This is a genomic window from Jatrophihabitans sp. (assembly GCA_036389035.1).
GTDB lineage: Bacteria > Actinomycetota > Actinomycetes > Mycobacteriales > Jatrophihabitantaceae > Jatrophihabitans_A.
The window spans coordinates 45,776-65,296 of record DASVQQ010000012.1 but is presented as its reverse complement, the minus strand read 5'-3'; the positions used below and the strand labels follow the sequence as shown (position 1 = coordinate 65,296).

21 protein-coding genes are annotated in these 19,521 nt (G+C 70.4%); 7 read left to right on the top strand and 14 right to left on the bottom strand.

Annotated features, from left to right (window positions below; all coding sequences use genetic code 11):
• From VF557_10465 to VF557_10450, 4 genes are all read right to left on the bottom strand, one after another.
• On the bottom strand, positions 1–2,097 hold the full coding sequence (locus tag VF557_10465) for a 3-hydroxyacyl-CoA dehydrogenase NAD-binding domain-containing protein (protein HEX8080621.1): 2,097 nt from the start codon (positions 2,095–2,097) through the stop codon (positions 1–3).
• Entirely contained in the window at positions 2,094–3,419 is a 1,326-nt protein-coding gene (locus tag VF557_10460; protein HEX8080620.1) for a thiolase family protein, read from the bottom strand. Before VF557_10460 ends, VF557_10465 begins: the two co-directional genes overlap by 4 nt.
• A gap of 159 nt (positions 3,420–3,578) precedes the next feature.
• Positions 3,579–5,060, bottom strand: a complete 1,482-nt coding sequence (locus VF557_10455; protein ID HEX8080619.1) for an HRDC domain-containing protein — start codon at positions 5,058–5,060, stop codon at positions 3,579–3,581.
• Complete coding sequence (locus tag VF557_10450; GenBank protein HEX8080618.1) at positions 5,050–5,685, bottom strand: DUF3000 domain-containing protein; 636 nt, start codon at positions 5,683–5,685, stop codon at positions 5,050–5,052. The genes VF557_10455 and VF557_10450 overlap by 11 nt, the downstream gene beginning before the upstream one ends.
• Before the next feature lie 129 nt (positions 5,686–5,814).
• On the opposite strand from VF557_10450, the gene hemE reads away from it, so the two are divergent.
• From hemE to hemQ, 3 genes are read left to right on the top strand one after another with little or no spacing between them, the layout of a single operon-like run.
• Entirely contained in the window at positions 5,815–6,870 is a 1,056-nt protein-coding gene (gene hemE / locus VF557_10445; GenBank protein HEX8080617.1) for a uroporphyrinogen decarboxylase, read from the top strand.
• A gap of 2 nt (positions 6,871–6,872) precedes the next feature.
• Positions 6,873–8,276, top strand: a complete 1,404-nt coding sequence (gene hemG, locus VF557_10440) for a protoporphyrinogen oxidase (protein HEX8080616.1) — start codon at positions 6,873–6,875, stop codon at positions 8,274–8,276.
• The gene (hemQ, locus tag VF557_10435) at positions 8,273–8,977 is read left to right on the top strand and encodes a hydrogen peroxide-dependent heme synthase (GenBank protein HEX8080615.1); all 705 of its coding nucleotides are present in this window, start codon (positions 8,273–8,275) and stop codon (positions 8,975–8,977) included. The genes hemG and hemQ overlap by 4 nt, the downstream gene beginning before the upstream one ends.
• Positions 8,978–8,987: 10 nt before the next feature.
• Here the strand turns inward: hemQ and msrB are convergent, their stop codons facing one another.
• Genes msrB through VF557_10420 form a run of 3 tightly spaced genes read right to left on the bottom strand, consistent with a single transcriptional unit; the run spans position 8,988 to position 10,550 of the window.
• Positions 8,988–9,407, bottom strand: coding sequence for a peptide-methionine (R)-S-oxide reductase MsrB (gene msrB, locus VF557_10430; protein ID HEX8080614.1), 420 nt, complete (start codon positions 9,405–9,407; stop codon positions 8,988–8,990).
• Between the two features lie 50 nt (positions 9,408–9,457).
• Positions 9,458–9,694: a hypothetical protein gene (locus VF557_10425; GenBank protein HEX8080613.1), complete on the bottom strand. Its 237-nt coding sequence runs from the start codon at positions 9,692–9,694 to the stop codon at positions 9,458–9,460.
• A gap of 43 nt (positions 9,695–9,737) precedes the next feature.
• A complete protein-coding gene (locus VF557_10420) occupies positions 9,738–10,550 on the bottom strand; it encodes a maleylpyruvate isomerase family mycothiol-dependent enzyme (protein ID HEX8080612.1) in 813 nt (270 codons plus the stop codon).
• A gap of 61 nt (positions 10,551–10,611) precedes the next feature.
• Between VF557_10420 and ligD the strand changes: the two genes are divergently transcribed.
• Together ligD and VF557_10410 are read left to right on the top strand one after the other, a co-directional pair.
• Positions 10,612–11,619 (top strand): non-homologous end-joining DNA ligase, encoded by a 1,008-nt coding sequence (gene ligD, locus VF557_10415; GenBank protein ID HEX8080611.1) that lies wholly within the window; start codon positions 10,612–10,614, stop codon positions 11,617–11,619.
• A 6-nt stretch (positions 11,620–11,625) separates the two neighbouring features.
• Positions 11,626–12,294, top strand: a complete 669-nt coding sequence (locus tag VF557_10410) for a phosphoribosyltransferase family protein (GenBank protein HEX8080610.1) — start codon at positions 11,626–11,628, stop codon at positions 12,292–12,294.
• 416 nt (positions 12,295–12,710) lie between these two features.
• On the opposite strand, the gene VF557_10405 is transcribed toward VF557_10410, so the two are convergent.
• A complete protein-coding gene (locus tag VF557_10405) occupies positions 12,711–13,223 on the bottom strand; it encodes a DUF6338 family protein (protein HEX8080609.1) in 513 nt (170 codons plus the stop codon).
• 459 nt (positions 13,224–13,682) lie between these two features.
• Here VF557_10405 and VF557_10400 point away from each other — a divergent pair, with 459 nt between their 5' ends.
• Positions 13,683–14,594 carry a DUF5996 family protein gene (locus tag VF557_10400; GenBank protein ID HEX8080608.1) on the top strand — a complete coding sequence of 304 codons (912 nt, stop codon included), beginning with the start codon at positions 13,683–13,685 and terminating at the stop codon, positions 14,592–14,594.
• A 32-nt stretch (positions 14,595–14,626) separates the two neighbouring features.
• On the opposite strand, the gene VF557_10395 is transcribed toward VF557_10400, so the two are convergent.
• From VF557_10395 to VF557_10380, 4 genes are read right to left on the bottom strand one after another with little or no spacing between them, the layout of a single operon-like run.
• Positions 14,627–15,001: a Fic family protein gene (locus tag VF557_10395; GenBank protein HEX8080607.1), complete on the bottom strand. Its 375-nt coding sequence runs from the start codon at positions 14,999–15,001 to the stop codon at positions 14,627–14,629.
• The gene (locus VF557_10390; GenBank protein HEX8080606.1) at positions 14,998–15,240 is read right to left on the bottom strand and encodes a hypothetical protein; all 243 of its coding nucleotides are present in this window, start codon (positions 15,238–15,240) and stop codon (positions 14,998–15,000) included. The genes VF557_10395 and VF557_10390 overlap by 4 nt, the downstream gene beginning before the upstream one ends.
• 36 nt (positions 15,241–15,276) lie before the next feature.
• Positions 15,277–16,110 carry a DMT family transporter gene (locus VF557_10385; protein HEX8080605.1) on the bottom strand — a complete coding sequence of 278 codons (834 nt, stop codon included), beginning with the start codon at positions 16,108–16,110 and terminating at the stop codon, positions 15,277–15,279.
• A 17-nt stretch (positions 16,111–16,127) separates the two neighbouring features.
• Positions 16,128–17,474, bottom strand: a complete 1,347-nt coding sequence (locus VF557_10380) for an alpha/beta hydrolase (GenBank protein HEX8080604.1) — start codon at positions 17,472–17,474, stop codon at positions 16,128–16,130.
• Between VF557_10380 and VF557_10375 the strand changes: the two genes are divergently transcribed.
• Complete coding sequence (locus VF557_10375) at positions 17,473–17,742, top strand: hypothetical protein (protein ID HEX8080603.1); 270 nt, start codon at positions 17,473–17,475, stop codon at positions 17,740–17,742. The two genes, VF557_10380 and VF557_10375, sit on opposite strands and share 2 nt — an antisense overlap.
• Before the next feature lie 155 nt (positions 17,743–17,897).
• Here VF557_10375 and VF557_10370 read toward each other — a convergent pair whose 3' ends face one another.
• Positions 17,898–18,347 (bottom strand): hypothetical protein, encoded by a 450-nt coding sequence (locus VF557_10370; protein HEX8080602.1) that lies wholly within the window; start codon positions 18,345–18,347, stop codon positions 17,898–17,900.
• A gap of 72 nt (positions 18,348–18,419) precedes the next feature.
• Positions 18,420–19,499: an ATP-dependent DNA ligase gene (locus tag VF557_10365; GenBank protein ID HEX8080601.1), complete on the bottom strand. Its 1,080-nt coding sequence runs from the start codon at positions 19,497–19,499 to the stop codon at positions 18,420–18,422.
• Positions 19,500–19,521 lie beyond the last annotated feature (22 nt).

Genomic DNA, 19,521 nt, shown 5'->3' with positions numbered 1-19,521 from the left:
TCAGGCGTCGGGAACGCTGGCGATCCCGGATGCCAGGAACCGGCTGCCGCGCACCTTCTCCGAGTAGCCCTGGCGGTCCAGGTACGGCGTGACGCCACCGAGGTGGAACGGCCAGCCGCTGCCCAGCAACATGCACAGGTCGATGTCCTGCGGCTCGGCCACCACACCGTCGGCCAGCATCAGGTCGATCTCCTGCGCCAGCGCGGTCAGCGCCCGGTCGCGCACCTGCTCCTCAGTGCAGGGCCGGTCCCCGAACTCGAACAGCCGCGCCACCTCCGGGTCGACCTCGGGGCTGCCGGAGTCCCAGACGTAGACGCCGGACTTCTTGGCTTCCACCAGCCGGCGCAGGTTCTCAGACACCGGGTAGCGATCGCCGAAGGCCGCGTGCATGGTCTCGGCGACGTGCAGCGCGACGGCCGGCCCGACCAGGGCCAGCAGCACGAACGGTGACATCGGCAGGCCCAGCGGCGCCAGCGCGCGGTCGGCGACCTCGATCGGGGTGCCCTCGTCCACGGCGGCGGTGACCTCGCCCAGGAAGCGGGTCAGCAGCCGGTTCACCACGAAGGCGGGGGCGTCGGAGACCAGCACCGCGGACTTCTTCAGCGTCCTGGCCACCGCGAACGCCGTCGCCAGCGACGCGTCGTCGGTCTTGGCGCCCCGGACGATCTCCAGCAGCGGCAGCACCGCGACCGGGTTGAAGAAGTGGAAACCCACCACCCGCTCGGGATGGCGCAGATCGGCCGCCATCTCGGTGATCGACAGCGACGAGGTGTTGGTCGCCAGGATCGCCTCGGGGGCCAGGTGCTGCTCCAGCTCGGCGAAGACCGCCTTCTTGACCGACAGCTCCTCGAAGACCGCCTCGATCACGAAGTCCGCGTCGGCGAAGGCGTCCTTGGTCAGCGAGCCGGTGACCAGCGCCTTGAGCCGGTTGGCCTTGTCCTGGCTGACCCTTCCCTTGCCCAGCAGGGCGTCGATCTCGCCGTGCACGTAGCCGACGCCCTTGTCCAGCCGCTCGCGGTCGAGGTCGGTGAGCACCACCGGCACCTCGAGCCGGCGGACGAACAGCAGCGCCAGCTGGCCGGCCATCAACCCGGCGCCGACCACACCCACCTTGGTGATCTTGCGGGCCAGCGACTTGTCCGGCGCGCCGGCCGGCCGCTTGGCGCGCTTGTTGACCAGGTCGAAGGCGTACAGGCCGCTACGCAGCTCTTCGCTCATGATCAGGTCCGCCAGCGTTTCGTCCTCGGCCGCGGTGCCGGCTTCGAAGCTCGCCGTCCGGGCCAGCTCGATCAGCTCCAGCGCGCGGTAGGGCGCCGGGGCGCCGCCGTGCAGCCTGGCGTCCGCTGCTGCCCGGCCCTTGGCCAGGGCGGCGTCCCAGCCGGAGCCGCGGTCGATCTCGGGCCGTTGGACCGGAGTCGAGCCGTCGAGCACCTTCGCCGCCCAGCGCAGCGACTCGGCGAGAAAGTCCGCCGAGTCCAGCAGGGCGTCGAAGATGCCGAACTCGGTGGCCTGCTTGGGGTTGAGCATCTTGTTCTGGTTCAGCGCGTTCTCGATGATCACCCGGACGGCCTTGTCGGCGCCGATCAGGTTGGGCAGCAGCTGGGTCCCGCCCCAGCCCGGCACCAGCCCCAGGAAGCACTCGGGAAGGGCGATCGCCGCCGCCGAGGTCGAGACCGTCCGGTAGTCGCAGTGCAGCGCCAGCTCCAGGCCACCGCCCAACGCCGCGCCGTTGACGAAGGCGAAGGTGGGGACGTCGAGGTTCCTGATGCTGGCGAAGACCCGGTGCCCCTCTTGGGCGATAGCCAGCGCCTGGGCCCGCTCGGTGACCAGCCCGACGCCGGAGATGTCGGCGCCGGCCGCGAAGATGAACGGCTTGCCGGTGACCCCGACGGCGCTGACCCTGGGCGAGCGGGCAGCGATCTGCTCCACCGCATCCGAGAGCGAGCGCAGCCCGGCCGGGCCGAACGTGGACGGCCGGGTGTGGTCGTGGCCGTTGTCCAGGGTGATCAGCGCGAACTCACCGGCCAGCCCGGGCACCTCGAGATAGCGGACCAGGGCCCGGGTGATGACCTCGTCGGCGAAGTTCGGCGCGTTCACAGGGTGGCTCCGTTCGACGCTGCGTTCTCAGTGGTCTTGTCAGCTGCGTGCTCGTCGGCCTTGTCGGCTGCGTTCTCGCCGGCGTAGTGGGGGTTCTCCCAGATCACCGAGGCGCCCTGGCCGAACCCGACGCACATCGCGGTCAGGCCATAACGCACCTCAGGGTGCTCGGCGAACTGCCGGGCCAGCTGGGTCATCAGCCGGACGCCGGAAGAGGCCAGCGGGTGGCCCAGCGCGATGGCCCCGCCGTACGGGTTGACCCGGGGGTCGTCGTCGTCGATGCCGTAGTGGTCCAGAAACGCCAGCACCTGCACGGCGAAGGCCTCGTTCAGCTCGAACAGCCCGATGTCGTCGATGCTCAGGCCGGTGCTGGCCAGCGCGCGCTCGGTGGACGGGATCGGGCCGACCCCCATCACCTCGGGGTCGACGCCGGCGAACCCGTAGCCCACCAGGGTCATCTTCACCGGCAGGCCCAGCTCGGCGGCGGTCTCGGCGCTGGCCAGGATGCAGGCGGTCGCCCCGTCGTTGAGGCCGGCCGCGTTGCCGGCGGTGATCCGCCCGTGCGGCCGGAACGGGGTCTTCAGAGCGGCCAGGTCCTGCAGGGTGGTGCTCGGGCGGGGCGGCTCGTCCTTGCTGGCCAGTCCCCAGCCCTGCTCGGCGGACCGGACCGCGACCGGCACCAGGTCCGGCTGGATCCTGCCCTCGGCGTGGGCCTTGGCGAACTTCTCCTGGCTGCGCAGGGCGTAGCGGTCGGCGCGGTCCTTGGTCAGGTGCGGGAACCGGTCGTGCAGGTTCTCCGCCGTCGCGCCCATCGACAGCGCGTCGAGGGAGACCAGCTTGTCGGCCAGGAACCTGGGGTTCGGGTCGGCGCCCTCGCCCATTGGATGGCGGCCCATGTGCTCCACCCCGCCGGCGATGGCCAGGTCATAGGCGCCGAAGGCGATGGAGCCGGCGATCGTGGTGACCGCGGTCATGGCGCCGGCGCACATCCGGTCGATGGCGTAGCCGGGCACCGTCTTGGGCAGCCCGGCGAGCATCCCGGCGACCCGGCCGATGGTCAGGCCCTGGTCGCCGATCTGGGTGCTGGCCGCGATCGCCACCTCGTCGATCCGCTCCGGCGAGATCTCGGGATGCCGGCGCAGCAGCTCGCGGATGACAGCGACGATCAGGTCGTCGGCGCGGGTCTCGGCGTACATCCCCTTGCCGGCCTTGCCGAACGGGGTGCGCGCGCCGTCGACGAAGACCACGTCCCGAAGCGGCCGGGCAGGCCGTTGCTGGCGGGCGGGCGCGGGAGCGGGATCAGCGGCGGGTGCTTGGGTCACAGCGGGCTCCTGAAGGCGTGCCGGTCGAGTGGTTACCGACGGGTAACTTTACTTTACCGTGGACCGCGCATGCTGCGGCAAGTTGCTGTGATCTGGCCGACGCGGTCCGTGCTGGCGGACGGGGGTGGGGCTGACTGCGGTCCGCGGCCTGGTTCGTGGTTACCGACCAGCCGGATCGGTGGGGCCTGGTTCCGCGGCATCGGGTTCCGCGGCATCGGGCTCCACGGCCTCGGGCTCCACGGCATCTGGCTCCACGGCCTCGGGCTCCACGGCATCTGGCTCCGTGGCTGGATCGGCCAGGTCAGCCGAAGCCAGCTCGGGCGGCGGGGCGAGCAACGCGGTGGCCAGCCGGGCGGCCAGCAGCTCGACCTGCCACGACCGGGCGCCCAGCTCGGCCAGCCGGGCCCGGACGCTGTCCTCGGTCACCGGCGAGACCGAGCGCCAGGCCAGCCGGCGGATCACGTCGCCGGCCAGCAGGTTCTGGCTGAGCAGCTGGTGCTCGGCGGCGACCTCGGTGATCACCTGCTTGCAGGCGGCCAGTCGCAGCGCCGCCGCCGGGTCCTTCTCGCGCCAGCGGGCCGGCGGCGGCATGGCGTCGGGATCGGTGCTCAGCTGGGCCAGCGGCGGCAGCTGGTCCTCGGGCGCGTCGCGGCCCTCGGCCAGCGCGCTGAACCAGTAGTTGGCCAGCCGGCGCTGCCGGGGTCCGTTGAAGATGGTGACCTTGCCCAGCTCGGACAGGCTCTTGGGATTCGCCTTGACCGCGGCCAGGATCGCGGCGTCGGGCAGTGTCCGGCCCGGTGCGACGTCGCGCTCGGCAGCCAGCCGGTCCCGGGCCTGCCACAGCGAGCGGACCATCGCCAGCTGCCGCCGGCTGCGCAGGTTGTGGATGCCGGACGTGCGCCGCCACGGATCGCTGCGGGGGACCGGTGGGCCGGCGTTCAGCACCGCCACGAACTCCTGCTCGGCCCAGGCCAGCTTGCCGGTGCGCTCCAGCTCGGCCACCAGCACCTCGCGCAGCTCGATCAGGAGCTCGACGTCCAGGGCGGCGTAGTTCAGCCAGTCCGCCGGCAGTGGCCGGGTGGACCAGTCCGCCGCGGAGTGGCCCTTCTCCAGCGAGACGCCCAGGTACTGCTCGACCATGGTGCCCAGCGCTACCCGCTCGGACCCGAGCAGCCGGCCGGCCAGTTCGGTGTCGAACAGCCGGCGGGGACGCATGCCGAGCTCAGCCAGGCACGGCAGGTCCTGCGAGGCGGCGTGCAGGATCCACTCGGCGTCGGCCAGCGCCCGGTCGATCAGGCTCAGGTCGGGCAGCGGGATCGGGTCGATCAGCACCGTCCCGTAGCCGGCCCGGCGCAGCTGCACCAGGTAGGCCCGCTGGCTGTAGCGATAACCCGAGGCGCGCTCGGCGTCGATGGCCACCGAGCCGTGCCCGCCCGCCAGACCGGCGGCGGCCTCGGCGAGTTCGGCAGGCGTGGTCAGCGGTCGGGGGGTGCCGTCGCGCGGCGTGCGCAGCAGCACCGTGGCCGGCTCCTCGACAGCCGCGACTTCTACCGGCGCGACGTCTCCGGCGGCGGCCTCATCGGGCATGGCGGCCGGGTCCTGCCCGGCCCCGCGGTCGGAATCCATCCCGTCAGCGGTCACCGAGAACGGCCACACCTTCCGGGGGCAGTCCGGCGGCGATGCAGAGCAGGTCGACGAAGGCCAGCAGGTGCCGCGAGAGGTCGGGCGAGGTCGCGGTCCAGGAGCCGCGCAGTTCGAGCTGGGTGAGGCTGCTCGGGCCGTGCACGTCGCCGAACCGGGTCGAGGTGGTCTGGGTGACGGTGCCGCCGACGGCGGTGTGCTCGGCGCCGCGCTGCTCCAGCGCCTCGGTCAGCCAGCTCCAGCCGACCGCGGGCAGCAGCGGATCCCCGGCCATGTCCGCGGCCAGGTCGGCCTGGGCGTAGCCCACCAGCCGGATCTCGCCGTCCCACGCCTCACTGCCGTCCGGGTCATAGAGCACCACCAGCCGTCCGGTGGCCGAGTCCTGGCCGGTGGCCGAGCTGTTCGGGCCGGGAAAGATGTCGACCGCGACAGCGAACGTCCACGGCGCGAGCCGCTGCGGTGGCCTGATCCGCTCGACCCGGGCCTGCGGCCGTACGGTGGTGGCCAGCAGGGTGCTGATGGCGGTGCGAAATGGTTCCGGGGCGCTGCTCGGCACCGCGTCGGCGTCCACGCTGCTCTCGGCAGCGGGATGGCCGTCCGCGGCAATGCCGGAGTCGGGCAACATGAGCGTGCGGGTCCCTTCTGAGTACCAGTGTGCGCGCATTCGCCAGGTGCGCGAGGAGAACTTCGCATGGTGGCTGACAACACCGTGTGAGGCGCGCCGCGCCTGGGCCGCGTGCGACGATGGTGGGTGATGACAACGACCACCGATGTGCAGCCGCCCGGCGACCGGGCCACCCGTTCGCTGCTAGCACGAGCGGCCGCCGGTGAGCAGCTCGCCCACCCGCCGGTCTGGTTCATGCGCCAGGCCGGCCGCTCGCTGCCCGAATACCGGCGGCTGCGGGCCGGCACCTCGATGCTGCAGGCCTGCCGCACGCCCGATCTGGTCACCGAGATCACCCTGCAACCGGTTCGCCGGCACGGGGTGGACGCGGCGATCTTCTTCTCCGACATCGTGGTGCCGCTGGTGGCGGTCGACCTCGAGATCGAGATCGTCGCGGGCACCGGCCCGGTGGTGGCGCATCCGGTGCGCACGGCCGCCGACGTGGCAGCGGTACGGCGGCTGGAGGAGTCCGACGTCACCGACATCGCGGTCTCGGTGCGCCAGCTGGTCGGCGAGCTCGGCGACGTGCCGCTGATCGGCTTCGCCGGCGCGCCCTACACCCTTGCCAGTTACCTGATCGAGGGCGGCCCGTCCAAGGAGCACGCCCGGACGAAGGCCCTGATGTACTCCGAGCCGGCCGTCTGGCACGCCCTGCTGGGCCGGCTGGCCGAGATCTCGGCGACCTTCTTGCGGGTGCAGATCGAGGCTGGCGCCTCGGCCATCCAGCTGTTCGACTCCTGGGTCGGCGGGCTGTCGGCGGCCGACTACACCGAGTACGTGCTGCCGCACTCGCAGGCGGTGTTCGCCGCGCTGGCCGACCAGCAGATCCCCAAGATCCATTTCGGGGTGGGCACCGGCGAGCTGCTCGAGCAGCTGCGCTCGGCGGGCGCCTCGGTGATGGGCGTCGACTGGCGCATCCCGCTCGACGTGGCGGCCCGGCGGATCGGCGGCGCCACCCCGGTCCAGGGCAACCTGGACCCGGCGGTGCTGCTCGCGGACTGGCCGGTCATCGAGCGCTCGGTCCGCCGCATCGTCGAGGAGGGCCGCCGGGCGCCGGGCCACATCTTCAACCTCGGCCATGGCGTGCTGCCCGACACCGATCCTGACGTGCTGACCCGGGTCGTCGAGCTAGTCCACTCGCTGTAGCGATGCCCAGGGTTGCCGTCATCGGCGGCGGGGTCGCCGGCCTGAGCGCCGCCGCCGAGATCTCCCGGGCCCGGCCGGACGTCGAGGTGGTGCTGCTCGAAGGCGCGGACCGGGTCGGCGGCAAGCTGCGCCGGGTCCAGGTGGCCGGGGCCTGGGTCGACGTCGGCGCCGAGGCGATGCTGGCCCGCCGTCCCGAGGGCGTCCGGGCCGCCATGGCAGCCGGCCTCGGCCCGGAGCTGATCTCGCCGCTGAGCACGTCGGCGCTGCTGCGAAGCCGCGGCGCCAACCACAGCCTGCCGGCCCGGACGCTCATCGGGGTGCCCTCAGACGTGGCGGCCGTGCGCGCCAGCGGCGTGCTCAGCGCCCAGGCGCTGGCCCGGATAGAGAACGAGCCGGCCGGCGGACCGTACCCGCCGCTGGCCGGCGACGTGTCGGTCGGAGACCTGGTCGGCGAGCGGTTCGGGACCGAGGTGGTGGACCGGCTGGTCGACCCGCTGCTCGGCGGTGTCTACGCCGGGCAGGCCCGGCAGCTCTCGCTGCAGGCGGCGCTGCCGGTGCTGGCCGACAGGCTGATGACCGGCGGCGGCTCGCTGCTGGAGGCCGCCGCGGCAGCCGTTGGCCCGCCGGTGGCCGGGCCGGTGTTCGCCAGCGTGGCCGGCGGCCTGGCCCGGTTGACCGAGCGGCTGGCAGCGACGGGCGGCTTCGAGGTGCGGACCTCGACCCCGGTCCGCGAGCTGCGCCGGACGGCCACCGGGTTCGAGCTCGCCCTGGGCTCGGTGCCCGATGGCCGGTGGCTGGCTGCCGACGCCGTGGTGGTGGCCACGCCGGCCGGCAAGGCGGGGACGCTGCTGGCCCGGCTCGCGCCGGTCGCGGCAGCCGAGCTCGACTCGATCCGGACCGCCAGCATGGTGATCGTGACGCTCGCCTTCGCCGGCCAGGGTTTCCGAGCCGCGGCCGCGCTGCCGGCGGGCAGCGGGGTGCTGGTGCCGGCGGTCGAGGGCCTGGCGGTCAAGGCCGTCACGTTCTCGTCGCAGAAGTGGCCGGGGGTCGGCGCCGAGTCCGGGGTGACGCTGCTGCGCGCCTCGCTCGGACGGGCCGGCGAGGAGGAGGTGCTGCAGCGCACCGACGCCGAGCTGGTGGCGCTGGTGCGCCGCGAGCTGGCCGAGATCACCGGGGTCACCGCCCAGCCGGTGGACAGCCACGTTCAGCGCTGGGGCGGCGCGCTGCCCCAGTACGCCGTCGGCCACCTGCAGCGGGTGGCCCGGATCAGGGCGGACGTGCACCGCGTCCCCGGCCTGGCGGTCTGCGGCGCCAGCTATGACGGGGTGGGGATTCCGGCCTGCGTCGGTTCAGGTCACAAAGCAAGCGACCGGGTGCTGGCCGGCCTGCCGCCGTCAGGACAATGACAGGCATGGTCGACGGCAAGCAGGCTCGCGAGCTCAACGATGTCATCCGCTACACCGCCTGGTCGGTGTTCACGGTCAGCCAGCCGCTGGGCGACGCGCCCCGGCCCGAACTGGCTGCCGAGGTGGAGTCGCTGTTCGCCGAGCTGGCCGCCGGCGATGTGACCATCCGGGGCAGCTACGACCTCTCGGCGCTGCGCGCCGACGCCGAGCTGATGATCTGGTGGCACGCCGAGACCGCCGAGCAGCTGCAGGAGGCCTACAGCAGGTTCCGGCGGACCCGGCTCGGCGCTCACCTGCGCCCGGTCTGGTCGGTGATGGCGCTGCACCGGCCGGCGGAGTTCAACAAGAGCCACATCCCGGCGTTCCTGGCCGAGGAGGAGTCGCGCCGGTTCGTCTGCGTCTACCCGTTCGTCCGGTCCTACGAGTGGTACCTGCTGGAGGACAAGGAGCGGCGCGCGCTGCTGGCCGAGCACGGCAAGATGGCTCGCGACTACCCCGACGTCCGGGCCAACACGGTCGCCTCCTTCGCGCTCAACGACTTCGAGTGGATCCTGGCGTTCGAGGCCGACGAGCTGCACCGGATCGTGGACCTGATGCGGCACCTGCGCGGCTCCGAGACCCGCCGGCACGTGCGCGAGGAGGTGCCGTTCTACACCGGCACCCGGCGCAGCATGGCCGAGCTGGTGGAGTCCCTGCCCTAGCCGGAAGCCGTCAGCTGGCGTCGGTGAACCGCAGGCTGATCGAGTTGATGCAGTACCGCAGGTCGGTCGGGGTGGCGTAGCCCTCGCCCTCGAAGACGTGCCCGAGGTGGCTGTGGCAGTTGGCGCACAGCACCTCGACCCGGCGCATGCCGAGGCTGTTGTCGACCCGTTCCACGATCGCTGAGCCGGCCAGCGGCGAGAAGAAGCTCGGCCAGCCGCAGTGGGAGTCGAACTTCTGATCCGACCGGAACAGCTCCGCGCCGCAGGCCCGGCAGGAGTAGACGCCGGTCTGGTGGTTGTCGGTGTACTCGCCGGTGTAGGGCCGCTCGGTGCCGGCCTTGCGCAGGACCGCGTACTCGGCGGGGGACAACTCGGCCCGCCACTGCTCGTCGGTCTTGGTGACCCGCGGGGCGCTCTGGTCGGTAGTCATGCTTTCAACAGTACGCAGCGAAGTGCCGCATGGTGTCTACAACGGCGGACTCACAAGCTGGTCAGGATGGCCAGCACGCTGAGCACGATCGGAGCCAGGATCAGGATCACCAGCATGATCGCCATCGGGCGCGAGACGGCGCCGCGACGGCTCAGGCCGGAGGCGAACTCACCCATCATCTGGATCTCGCCCTCCGGCGAATAGGGGCTTACCGCCCGATCCAGCTTGGGATCCAGGTACACGATGTGCCGCCCGGTGACCGGTGGCCGGCGCAGTTCTTCATCCACCTGCACAGCATGCCTTGTTTTGGCATTTGATGTCAGGCGCGGGTCAGTCGGTGAAGGCCAGCTTCCGAAACCGGGTCACCAGCTGCTCGGCGGCCGGCTGGTCACCCGAGCTGCCGGGCGTGATCGGCAGCGGCACCCGGCCGTAGAGCCACAGCAGCAGATCCGAGGCGGTGCCGGTGATCCGGGGCAGCCCGGGGTCGGCCGGCCCGGTGCTGAACTTCACCGTGCCGGGCACGCTGTCGTCGGCGATGGTCCACTCCAGGCCGGCGTCACTGGCCGCCAGCACCAACGGGCCGTCCAGGCGCGGCAGGACAGTCTCAGTCTCGGGCGGGTCGTCCACCGTGTACATCGAGAAGGTCAGGAACTCGTCGATGGCGTCGGCCGACATCGCCGTTCCCAGCGCGATCTCGCGACCGGCCGCGTGCTCGGCGTCCCAGCGGTGCACCGCGGCCTCCTGCACCTGGTGCCGCAGGACGAAGCCGGCGTTCTGCTGGGTGGGCGCCCAGGTCCAGCACGCGGCGGCCGGGTCAGCCTGGCCCAGCACCCGCACCAGGTGGGCGGCGCCGGCCGAGAACCGGCTGACCAACTGGTCGGGCGCCGCCCGCTCCGGCCGCTGCAGGTCCTCCGGCCGCTCGGACGGCAGCTCGGCCACGATCTTGGCCCAGAACCAGTGCACATCACTCAGGTGCCAGACCAGGTCGGCCACCGTCCAGCCCGGACAGTGCTCGACCGGCGCGTCCAGGTTGGCCTCGGCGGCCCGGGCCAGCCCGGCGCTGTGCTCGGCGATCTCGGCCAGCGGGTCGAACCCGGCGAAGGTGGGTGGTGTCGTTCCTGTTGCGACGTGGGGTTTGGTCACGGGGTGGAAAGTAGCGGCCGGGTCCGACATCCACCATGGAATATCGCCTACCGTGTCGGATATGGCATCGCCGTTCATCGAGCTCGAGGTCGGAGACCGGGTGGTCAAGATCACCAACCCGGACCGGGTGTACTTCCCGGCGACCGGCGCCACCAAGCTGAACCTGGCCGAGTACTACCTCGCGGTCGGCGACGGCATCGTCCGCGCGCTGCGCGAGCGGCCGTGCATGCTGCACCGGTTTCCCGAGGGCACCGGCGGCGAGCGGATCTATCAGAAGCGGATTCCCAAAGGAGCCCCGGACTGGGTCGAGACGGTGCAGGTGCGCTTTCCGTCCGGGCGCGCCGCCGACGAGCTGTGCGTCACCGAGCTGGCCAGCGTGATCTGGGCGGTGCAGATGTCCAGCGTCGAGTTTCACCCGTGGCACTCGCGCCGGGCCGACACCGAGCGTCCGGACGAGCTGCGCATCGACCTGGACCCGCAACCGGGAACCGACTTCGCCGACGCGGTCGAGGTGGCCGGCCTGGTGCGCGAGCTGCTGGACGAACTCGGCGCCGTGGGCTGGCCCAAGACTTCGGGGTCCAAGGGGCTGCACATCTACCTGCGGATCCATCCCGAGCACGGCTTCACCCAGGTGCGCCGGGCGGCGCTGGCCTTCGCCCGCGAGGTCGAGCGGCGCGCCCCGGAGCTGGTGACCACCAAGTGGTGGAAGGAGGAGCGCGGCGAGAGCATCTTCATCGACTACAACCAGAACGCCCGGGACCGCACCATCGCCTCGGCGTACTCGATCCGGGCCAGCACCGGCCTGGTGTCGGCGCCGATCAGCTGGCAGGAGCTGGCCGGGGTCCGGATGGAGGACTACACGATGGCCACCATGCCGGCCCGCTTCGCCGAGCTGGGCGACCTGCACGCGGGCATCGACGACAACCCGTTCGACATCTCCGTGCTGCTGGACTGGTCAGAGCGCGACGAGCACGAGTTCGACCAGGGCGACGCCCCCTACCCGCCGAACTTTCCGAAGATGGAGGGCGAGCCGATGCGAGTGCAGCCCAGTCGGGCCAAGAAGAGCTGAGCCTGCATGTGGGGGGCTGGAAACCTCTTCGCTGATCGAGTCGAGGCCGGCCGGCGGCTGGCGCGTGCGCTGGAGTCGTCGGAGAACCTGCCTGGGGGAGACCCGGTCGTCCTCGGACTGCCCAGGGGCGGCGTGCCGGTGGCCTTCGAGGTCGCGAAGGCCTTCGCCGCTCCGCTGGACGTCATAGTCGTGCGCAAACTCGGCGTGCCGTACCAGCCGGAGCTGGCGATGGGCGCGGTGGGCGAGGACGGCGCGCGCGTGATCAATGCCGAGGTGCTGTCCGGCTCCGGCGTCTCGGCTGCCGGGCTTGCGGAGGTGGAGCGACGCGAACGGGCGACCCTTGAGGCTCAAGTCACCCGGCTGAGGCAGGGACGCACGCGCGTCGAGCTGACCGGCCGGACGGCCGTGCTCGTCGATGACGGGATAGCCACCGGAGCCACCGCTCGGGTCGCCTGCCTGGTGGCCCGCCAACTGGGCGCCGCCAGAGTCGTCATCGCAGTGCCGGTGGCCCCCCTCGCGGCGCTCGGGGAATTCCCCGAGGCCGACGCCGTCATCAGCGCCTGCACCCCCCATCCGTTCCGAGCTGTCGGGGTCCATTACCGCGACTTCTCCGCGGTCAGCGAGGACGCGGTGATCGACCTGCTCGACGAGGCCACCCGGTGGACGCGCGACTGAGGCGAGACATGGGTACCCCGAGTCAGCGGCAGACCGTACTTAAAAGAGATGATCAGCGCTGGGTGTTGGTGAGCGTGCGGTGTATGTCATCTACTTCTTACGGGTCACTCGACTAGCTCCGGCTTGCCTCAGAGAAGAAGTAGAGCTAGTCCTTCTCGAAGCAGCCGCCTTAGGTACGACCCTCCCAGTGCGAGCCGATCTTGCTACTTGGGCGGGTTTCTGGTCGTGGGACGTACCGGTGGATTCCGAACGGGATGACTCAGATGTCTTATTCGACTCGCCGGGTGCTGGGGTGCGCGGCGGGGGTGGTAGCGCCCCCCGAGCTTTACCGCGGCTTGCGTATCCGCTACCTGGGATTCTGCGATCAACCATCGGAATACCCACCACGGCGTTCGATTTCGCTGTCTCGACTCCGCTCAGGTGCCATCTGCGCTCACCTCCGTAAATTCGAGTATTTCCAGTTCTTCCCAGCGTACGAGGAGCCACCCGTCGAGGGATTGTGCACTGCCGTCGGCCGCTGTCACATAGTCGCCTGATTCAGGATCGATGTCGACCCTACGAGTTATCAGTAGATCTTGGTCGTGAGGAAACCCGGCCGCATAAGACTTGCGCCCGTCCGGTGCTGTGCCGAAGTAGCCGGCGATCCATTGGCCCGACTTGAGCCGCGCACGTATGAAGCCCTCGGGGCCACGCGCGAAAAGGTCGTCCCAAGCTCGGGGAGCCTGCGCGTCACCGATTGCCCACGCTAACCACCTCGGTCGACTCCGCGCTGCTTGTCCGAGGAGGAAGCCTGCCACCGCTGGCACCAGTAGATAGGTCATGGCTAGCGCCTCGACCTGCCAGCCGCTTACTTCACCCCTGCCGAGTTTGCCGCTTCGGAAGAGTTCTACGTAGGCCCGGTACTCGCGAAGGCAAAGACTGCGTGAAATACAGCGCTGGCTGACAAAAACCGGATCACGCGGTCAGTGAAGTTGACGCCGAAGGACCCAACTTGGCGTTCGTAAGTGAACACATAAACCGCTCCTGGCAGCAATGCGAGGAGGGTCGCGAAGAAGGCTTGAAAGCTTGCGGGCACTACCTCTCCCGTCTTACCAGTCCAGTGTGTATGCGAACCGTATCGGGGATTCAGCTTGGACGGCTGATGATCCTGGAGGCTGTGCATGGCGGTCAGTCGTGCGGGCTTGGGATCACAAGCAGCACGATCGCCCGACGGTGATGCCCAGTCGGCTCGTTCGAGGGCACTGGTGTGCACCAGCACCAGGCGGTGCCGGTTGGCCAGCAGGAAGATGAGGGTTTACGCCCAGCCCAGGCTTCCTGCCAAGTCGAGTACCGGTCACGAGTAGCGTTTGGACACAGTGCTAGCGAGTCTTGGCAGGAGGTGAGTGGTCATGTTGTTCCCGCCGATGCCGCTGGCTGAGTGGCAGGACACCAAGCAGACGCTGCACCGCTTCCTGCAGATCGCCGGCAAGGTCCGCCTGGATCAGAGCCCGCTGCGCAATCACTGGTGGAACGTCCCGTTCCACCTGACCGCCCGCGGCCTCACGTCCCGGCCGATGGGTAGTGACACCTTCTTCTCGATCGACTTCGACTTCGTGGAGCACCTGCTGCGCGTCGAGTGCAGCACCGGGCAGCGGGTGTCGTTCTCGCTGACAGACCTGTCGGTGGCCGGGTTCTACCGGCAGCTGCTCGACGCGCTGGCCTCGGTCGGCTACCAGGTGCGCATCGCCCAGCCGGTGCCCTTCGACCTGGCCGACAGCACGCCGTTCGCCGAGGACGACCAGGACGCTAGCTACGTGCCCGAACACGCCAACCGGTACTGGCAGATCCTCGGGCAGGTGTCGCTGGTGCTGGAGGAGTTCGCCGGCCGCAGCTACGCCAAGACCAGCCCGGTGCACCACTTCTGGCACACCATGGACATCGCGGTGACCCGGTTCTCCGACCGCCCGGCCGACCTGCCGGACGGCGTCGACCCGGTCACCCGGGAGGCGTACTCGCACGAGGTGATCAGCGCGGGTTTCTGGTTCGGTGACGACGAGTTCGGCGAGCCGGCGTTCTACAGCTACACCGCCCCGGAGCCGGCCGGGCTGACCGAGGAGCCGCTGAGCCCGGCCGAGGCCGCCTGGGTCCCGAGGGGCAGCTCGCATCTGGCCCTGTTGCGCTACGACGACGTCCGGGCCAGCGCCGACCCCCGGGCCACCGTCCTGGAGTTTTTGGAGAGCGCCTACCTGGCGGGAGCCCGCCGGGCCGGCTGGGATGTCGAGAGCCTGCGCCATCCGCGGGCAGCGCCGTCCTCAGCCTGATCATCAGCCCACCGCATGGCTGACCATCGCGATCAGCTCCAGCGGAGCAGGGTATGGGCGATGTCGTCCAGCGCGAGCTGACCTTGGCACACCGCAAGCACGAACTGCTCGCCCTCAGCCACGCTCGGCGCTGTCACGATCATGTCGTTGAACAGGCAGAACACCATGGTCGCGAGCCAGGCCAGCCGCTTGTTGCCATCTACCAACGCATGATTGCGGGCAAGGGACTCCATCAGCGCGGCGGCCTTGAGCGCCACGATGGGGTAAGCGTCGCGCCCGAACGCGCTTGCTTGCGTGCGGGCGACCGCCGACTGCAACAGCCCGAAATCTCGGACGATCACGTCCGCCGGGGCGACGGCATCGGAGGCCAACGCCAGGATGTCGTCGAACGTGAGATGGACGATCACTGCGCGAGGCGGTCCAGAAGTTCTCGATCACGCTCGCGGATCATCCGGCTGAAGGTGTCCCGGCGCTCGCTGTGCGTGAGCTGGCGAACGGCCTCCCGGGCTGCTTCCTGCATGGAGACCCCGTGAGCCTGCGCGTATTCGCGTAGCGCAATCGTCTCTTCCTCGCTGAGGCGCAAAGTCATAGCCACAACCAAAACGATACCAGGCATGGTATCAGCCAGTGCGGCAAGTTCTGTCACTGCCCGCGAGGCCTCTAACAGGCTTGAGTACCGGTGCTAGCGGGTCAGCAGCACGACCGCGGCCGCGGCGACGCCCAGCCCGACCCGCTGAACGGCGCCGGTGCGCTCCTTGAGGATCAGCACCGCCAGCAGCACCGTGCCGGCCGGGTAGAGCGCGGTGATCACGCTCGACAGCGACAGCAGGCCGTGCCGGCTGGCCAGCAGGAAGGCCAGGTTGGCGACGGCATCCAGGATCCCGGCCACTGCCGCCAGGGCGAGCACCGGCCGCGGGATCCGGACGAAGCCCGCGAGCGCGGCGGCCAGCGGCACCACCAGCAGCACCGCCATCATCCGGGACAGCACCACCGGCCACAGGCCGGAGTCCTCGTCGGTGCGGGCCAGGCAGATGAAGTAGGCGCCGAAGCCGACCCCGGACAGCACCGCCATCGTCAGCGGCCGCCAGCCGACCGGCCCGTGCGGGTGGTCGGCCGGCTGGCGGGTGATCAGCGTCACCGCCACCAGGCCGAGCACGATGCCGATCCAGGCCAGCAGGCGCGGCCGCTCGCCTTGCAGCACCCCGGCCACTATCGGGACCACCGCCGTCATCACCGCGGTCACCGGCGAGATCACGTTCATCGGCGCCTGGCCGAGCGCGTAGTAGAGCAGCGCCACCCCGACCAGGCCGGCCGTGCCGCCGGACAGGCTCCAGGCCAGCGTGCCTGCCGAGATCGGGCCGCCGTACACCGGCAGCGCCGCCGCTATCAGCACCGTGCCGATCGGGTAGCTGGCCAAGAGCACGGTGATCGCCGGGATCCGGCGGGACGCCAGGCCGCCGACGAAGTCGCTCACCCCGTACGCGGCGGCAGCAAGCAGCGCGAAGAGCACCGCCATTCAGACCGTGCCCCGCCTCAGCCGCGGGGGCAGCTCTCACCGGACGCGGGGGGCGTGGCGGTGATCAGGTAACTGTCGACCTTGGTGGTGATGCAGGCGGTCTTGGGATAGGCGGTGTGGCCCTCGCCCTCCCAGGTCAGCACCACCCCGGAGCCCAGCGCTTTGGCCAGCACGCCGGTCGCGGCGTACGGGGTGGCCGGGTCGTTCCGGGTGCCGATCACCAGGATCGGCGGCGCGCCGGGCGCCGACGCCGGTGGCAACGGGTGCTCCGAGCGCGGCCAGGAGTAGCACGAGTACAGCGAGGCGGCGGCGTTCGGCCCGAAGATCGGGTACTTCGAGATCCACTTGGAGGCCACTGTGGCGACCAGCTCGTCGGTGACCTGCAGGGTCGAGTCGTTGCAGTTGATGGCCAGGTTGGCGTCCAGGATGTTGGAGTAGTGCCCGGTCTCCGGGTCCCGCTCCAGGTACTGGTCGGCCAGGTCGATGATCTCGGCGGCGTCGCCGTCCTGGGCCGCGATCAGCGCCTGCCCCAGGTCGTTCCACTGGGACTGGTCATACAGCGCCGAGGCGACCCCGATCGTGACGATCCCGCCGGTGGCGCGCCGGCTCGCGGTCTCGCCGCTGCCCGGGATCGGCTCCCGGTCGGCCCCGGCGATCAGCGCCCTGACGGCCGAGCGTGGATTGCCCAGCGTCGCGCAGTCCGGGCGCTTGAGGCAGTCGGCGGCGAACTGGTCGAAGGCGTCCTCGAAGGCCTTGGTCTGGCGCTCGCTGACGGTCAGCTCGTCAGCCACCGGGTCGACCGCGCCGTCGAGCACCGCCGTCCGGATCCGGGTCGGGAACTGGTGGGCGTAGGCCGCCCCGAGCCGGGTGCCGTAGGAGTAACCCAGGTAGTTGAGCTTGGCGTCACCGACCGCCTCGCGAATCAGGTCCATGTCGCGGGCGGTCTCTTCGGTGTTGAAGTGGCCCAGGTCCGAGCCGTACTTGCTGACGCAGGACTTGACGACCGCGGCCGAGAGGGCCCGGGACTGGGCCCGGCCGGCCGCGGTCCGGACGTCGGGGTTGGCAGCGGTCAGCTGGTCCTTCTGCTTGTCGCTGATGCACTGCACCGGGTCAGACAGGCCGACGCCCCGGGGGTCGAAGCCCACCACGTCGAAACGATCGAGCAGGTCCTCGCTCAGCGCGGTCACCAGCCCGGCCGCCAGGTTCACCCCCGAGCCGCCCGGGCCGCCGGGGTTGACCAGCAACGAGCCCAGGCGCTGGCCCTGGTTGTCGCTGCGCACCCGGACCACGAAGATCTCGGCGGTCTCGCCGTCGGGCGCGCTGTAGTCCAACGGCACCGCCAGCTTGCCGCAGGAGAACGTCATGCTCTTGGCCCTGGCCGAGCTGATCGCGGCCTGGAACTGCTGGCTGCAGTCGGAGAAGTCGATGCTCGCCGCTGGCTGGCTCGAGGACGAGCTGGCCGAGGCCGAGTCGCTGGCCGAACTCCCCGCGCCGGCTGACGTCGCCGAGTTCGCGGTGCTGGCCGGCGGGTCGGCCTGGTCGGTCGAGGTGCACGCCGCGGTCACCAGCAGCGCCGCACCCGCGACGAGCACGGACAGGCGGGTCATAAGGCGAGTGGCGGGCACCTGTTGAGGTTACCCAAGGGTTGTCACTCAGCACGCCTGGCTGAGCACCACGCCAGCCACCGTGTGAGCCGGGCGGCCACACTAGGGGCCGGCAGCCCACGGACTGCCGGCCCCAGCACTGCTCGGGTGGCGCGTTATCGCCGCCTGTCCGGCGGCGAGTCGTCAGGCGTAGTCCCGGGCCCAGCCGGTGCAGGCGACGAACGAACCGTTGTCGGTGAGGCAGACCTGGTAGTTCACGGCCCTGCCCTCCGCGATGCTGGAGTTCTGGGTCGCGCAGTTGCCGTTGTTTCCGTCACCGTCGCGAACTGAACCGCTGTTGGACGGGTTCGCCACGACGTACCAGTTGACCTGCACGCCGTATCCATCGGTTTTGACGTCGCATGCCGAGAAGATCTCACCACTGCTGTTGAAGTGTCCGACGCCAGCAGCGGTTCCGTTGCTGTAGACGGTGATCTGGCTTGTGGCGCTCGCCGGAGCAGCGAGTGCGAGCCCGGCCACCACCACCGCGCTTGCCGTTGTGCTTACCAATGCGGCACGTTTCCACATGAGAACCTCCAGGGTTGTCGTCCTGAGCCGCGAGCCGCGGCTCGGAAATTCGTTGAACGCCAGCACTCCGGAGTACCTGACAACAATGTATATCTTCGGCCTAAAACGGTCAATAGCCTCACTTGACCGACTGTGTGCTCAGCCGTCGGCCGGCTCGCCCAGGCCGGGGACGATGTCGCTCAGCTGGAACTTCAACGGCCGCTCGAGCTGGGAGTAGGTGCAGGACTCGGGCGTCCGGTCGGGGCGCCAGCGGATGAACTGGGCGGTGTGCCGGATCCGATCACCCTCCATCTGGCTGTAGCGCACCTCGACCACCCGCTCCGGGCGCAGCGGCACGAAGGACAGGTCCTTGCCGACGCTCCAGCGCGATTGCTCGCTCTTGCGGGGCGTTCGCTCGCCTGCCTCGTGAGCTGCCCAGTTCCACGGATGCTCCTCGAAGGTGGTCACCAGGGGTTGCAGTTCTTCGAACAGCTCGCGCCGCCGGGTCATCGGGAAGGAGCCGATCACCCCGATCGAGTTCAGCACGCCCCCGTCGGTGTAGAGGCCCAGCAGCAGGGAGCCGACCACGTCCGGGCCGCTCTTGTGTACCCGGTAGCCGGCTACCACGCAGTCGGCGGTGCGCTCGTGCTTGATCTTGAACATCACGCGCTTGTCGGGCTCGTAGACCCCGTCCAGCGGCTTGGCGATCACCCCGTCCAGGCCGGCGCCCTCGAACTCGGTGAACCAGCGCTGGGCCACTGCCAGATCGGTGGTCACCGGGGTGAGGTGGAGCGGGGCCGTGACCCCGGCCAGGGCCGTTTCCAGCGCGGCCCGGCGCTCGGTGAACGGCCGGCCGGTGTAGTCCTCATCGCCGAGGGCGAGCAGGTCGAAGGCGATGAACGAGGCGGGGGTCTGCTCACTCAGCAGCGTCACCCGCGACGCGGCGGGATGCAGGCGCAGTTGCAGGGTCTCGAATTCCAGACGGGCCTTGGTGGCCACCACGATCTCGCCGTCGATCACGCACCGCTCGGGCAGTTGCGCCTTGACCGCCTCGACCAGTTCGGGGAAGTACCGGGTCATCGGCCGCTCGTTGCGGCTGCCGAACTCGACCTCGTCGCCGTCGCGGAAGACGATCGATCGAAAGCCGTCCCACTTGGGCTCGTAGGACGCGCCGGGCGGGATGGTGGTCACCGACTTGGCGAGCATCGGGGACACGGGCGGCAGCACGGGCAGTCTCATCGGCTCATTGTGACGCCTCGCC